Source organism: Chamaesiphon sp., from assembly GCF_041737865.1.
In the GTDB taxonomy this organism is placed as follows: domain Bacteria; phylum Cyanobacteriota; class Cyanobacteriia; order Cyanobacteriales; family Chamaesiphonaceae; genus Chamaesiphon.
Map to the genome: position 1 here is coordinate 1 of NZ_JBGSQZ010000251.1, position 3,294 is coordinate 3,294.

Below are 3,294 nucleotides of genomic sequence, written 5' to 3' on the forward strand. Positions count from 1 at the left end.
AATCTATCCGAAAGCCATTCAAGAAATTGATTATCGATCCCTTCCCAGATCGAGTGAACAGGGAAGGGTCATTCTTTTTTGAGCCATCCGCTCAACCCTGCTTGACAACTGCACTTGCGCCTTAACTTGTCACGAATCGGGGCACCCGCCTAGTTGCCTAGAGGTGCGATAGTTATTAGTGGGGAGTTTAATCCCCTTTAACAACTTCGCTGTCTTGATTCGCTAAACCCTCGGCAGAGCCGAGGAGCGCGAATCGCTGTCAACTGTCAACTGTTTACTGCTTTTTTGGGTTGATGGGACAAGAATTTGAGGCACTGCTGGCAAGTTCTCCTGAAGCTAGTCCCAAATCCTCGATCTTGGCTAGCATCAGTTGATGAAAGCTGGGATTATTAAAGCGTTTGGCAGACAATGCGCCCAAAATTAGCACCGTGCGGGCTGCTTCTGATTGTCCCATGTGATAGAGTGCCAAACCCTCAGCATAAAATCCAGTCTCATCTCGATCGAGCAGTCGCTCTAGTCCTCGATCCTGAATCGATCGAGCTTGGTTGAAGTCGGCCATCGCTTTGGGGATATCGCCGAGTTCGTGATAGACTATGCCCCGATGATATCGAGCGGAAACGTAATTGGGCGAAATTTCGATCGCCTTACTAAAATTCTTGATGGCATTATGTTTCAAGCCAGATAAACTGTTAATCACACCTGACATATAACTCGCCCAAAAGCAAGATTTGTTTAGCCCTTTGACAGTCTGACAATCCTGTTGAGCGCGGCGATAGTCGGTTTTGCGAAAATAGATCCAACTCCGCTGAATATGAGCATTGATATGTTGTGGATCGAGATCGATCGTGCTGTGGCAATCTAATAATGCTAGTTCTAAATTGCCAAGTTCGGCATGAGTTAATGCCCTGCGAAAATACGCCTCGATAAATTTAGGTTTGAGGCTAATCGCCCGATCGCAATCTTCCAGAGCTGCTGCTCGATCTCCGAGACAGCGATGTACTTCGGCGCGATCGTCATACACTGCCGCGCGGGGTTTGTGCTCGATTGTGAGGTTAAAATCAGCTAGTGCGCCGTTAAGATCGCCCAATTTTTGCCGCGTACGTCCGCGTGCGTGATGAAATACGGATTGATTGGACTGGAGGGCAATTGCCCGATCGAAATCAGCTAGTGCTGGTGGTAGTCGCTCCAATCTTTCGTAACAAATCCCCCGATAGCAGTAACCATTGGGATCTTGAGGATAGTCCTCGACGTGCCGATCTAGGTTGAGTAGGGCGACTTGATAGTTTTCCAGCTTGACTAGGGCAACTGCATACAGCCAGCGCACTAGCGAACGATCGGGATCTGCTTCGAGCACCCATTTACAATCAGCCAAAACTTGGAAGTAATTCTTGAGCTGCTTGTTAATCAGAGCGCGTTGGTAATAAAAATCTAGTTGGGTAGGATCGCACCCAATCGCTAGATCGTATGCCACTAGCGCACCTTCATAATCTTGACTGCATTGGCAAACTTGAGCGATCCCACTGTGTGCGATCGCGAGTTTTGGGTTCCACTCGATCGCAATTTTGAAGGCAGATCGAGCCTGTGCATAGTTTTTGGCGGCTAGTGACTTGCTACCGCGATCGCAATATTTTAGAGCCAAATCTTGGGCGGTGATCGAGGGCGCATCTGGATCGATGGCTGCGGCACTAGCAGGGGACTCTAGAGTGGGTAAGCTTGCGCTCGGCTCATCAACCATTGCTACGGCTGTCTGGCTTTGTCGTGTGGCTACAGCCCTCGGAGTAGGCTGGTGTTTTGTTGCGATGGTGGCGGCATCGCTCACCCAAGGATCTGCAACTGCTAATGACGGCAACTCGATCTGCTTGGCACCTCGATCCTCGATCGAAATGTCACTCGCCCAAGGATCGATAATTGTTTCGCCATCGGCTGGGGCAATGCTGCTAGGCTCTACTTTCGGCGGTGTGGTAGGTGGAAGCGATGTCCCTAAAATATCTGAGTAGTCATGCGCGATGGCAAACTCTGGAGCAGATGATGGAGAGTAAGGTTTCGACATAACCGGAGTACCTCAAAATAATTTAGATATAATACGATCGCTTCTCAAAGCTCCGATCGGAAGTGTTTTACCGATCTTAGCTGGTCGATCGAGAGATCGGCTCAGTATTTACACTACAATTGAGGGCAATCGTAGATAATAGACTTCCTGCGGAAGTTAGGCTTTAGGCTTTAGGCTTTAGGGGAAACTATAAAAGAAGACGCAGAGATGTTCTCAATGTCGATCGGCTTGACGATGACATCGATCGCGAGGATACTCGATAAGAGCGATCTTACGGATCGGTATAGCTACTCCCTTCCCACTCGTTACCGAGAGCCTCTTCTCGGAACGATCCGCTACGCGTTGGCAACGCCTGCGCCTTGCGCTTACGGAACGAGAATCGAGAGACATGATGATTCACCATCCACCATTCACCGTCTTAAAAAGGTGCTCCACTTGTCGCGCCCCAGTTGGGAAAGCGTGGAAAACTATTGATTTCACACGGGCGTGCTGATGGCTGTGGGTATTATTTAAAGGTGACAAGCTTTAGTTATAAAAAATTAAAATGGAAGACAATTCACCACAAGACGAATTCAAAATATCAGAAGACAAGCTTAGAGAATACTTACAATCGAGTCAAAAAGATCCTGACTATGAGGTATCGAGCGAGACAAATCGAAGGTTTGGCTATAGTCCAATCAGGGATGAACTGATCGAGATGATTGAAAAAGTTCATCAAGCAGTATCGAAGTTAGATGAAGGTACAGAATCCCGAACCGAAAAATGTATTAATTTACTTGAAAGACTATCAGATGCGTGTGTGAAGCAGACTAATCATCTTGCCGAACACGAGCAAGCGATCGAGCAATTGCAAAGAATCGTCAAAAAAAATAATAAAACTATTTTTATTTTGACGGGGTTGACTTTGTTGTCAATGAGTTGTTCTTTGACAATTTTATTAGCTATTTTTATGGCACCTCATTAGTAAACATCAAGTTAAAATTAGCTAATGGAGAAGTTCACTAAACCCGTGCCTCATGCTACTCTAGTTTTTACAGTGCAAATTCTTGGCGAATGGAATTAGTTAGGAAACATATCCGATATTGGCTAATTTTTTCCAGCCAATAAACTAGTCCTCTTTGATAAAAGTTATTGCTAAGTGCTTTAATTGATATAAGCTGTTTTACATCTAAATTTTTTGACTGAATCCCTTGCGGCAAAGGTTCTAGAGGACAAAAAGAGTGTTTTAAATGTTTGACAGCTTA

The 3,294-nt window shown here is 46.0% G+C and carries 2 protein-coding genes; one reads left to right on the forward strand and one right to left on the reverse strand.

Translation table 11 applies throughout. The features are described from left to right. Positions 1–274: 274 nt before the first annotated feature. Entirely contained in the window at positions 275–2,050 is a 1,776-nt protein-coding gene (locus ACEW9J_RS18850) for a tetratricopeptide repeat protein (protein ID WP_373546632.1), read from the reverse strand. A 544-nt stretch (positions 2,051–2,594) separates the two neighbouring features. Between ACEW9J_RS18850 and ACEW9J_RS18855 the strand changes: the two genes are divergently transcribed. Beyond that, a complete protein-coding gene (locus ACEW9J_RS18855; RefSeq protein WP_373546633.1) occupies positions 2,595–3,014 on the forward strand; it encodes a hypothetical protein in 420 nt (139 codons plus the stop codon). Positions 3,015–3,294 lie beyond the last annotated feature (280 nt).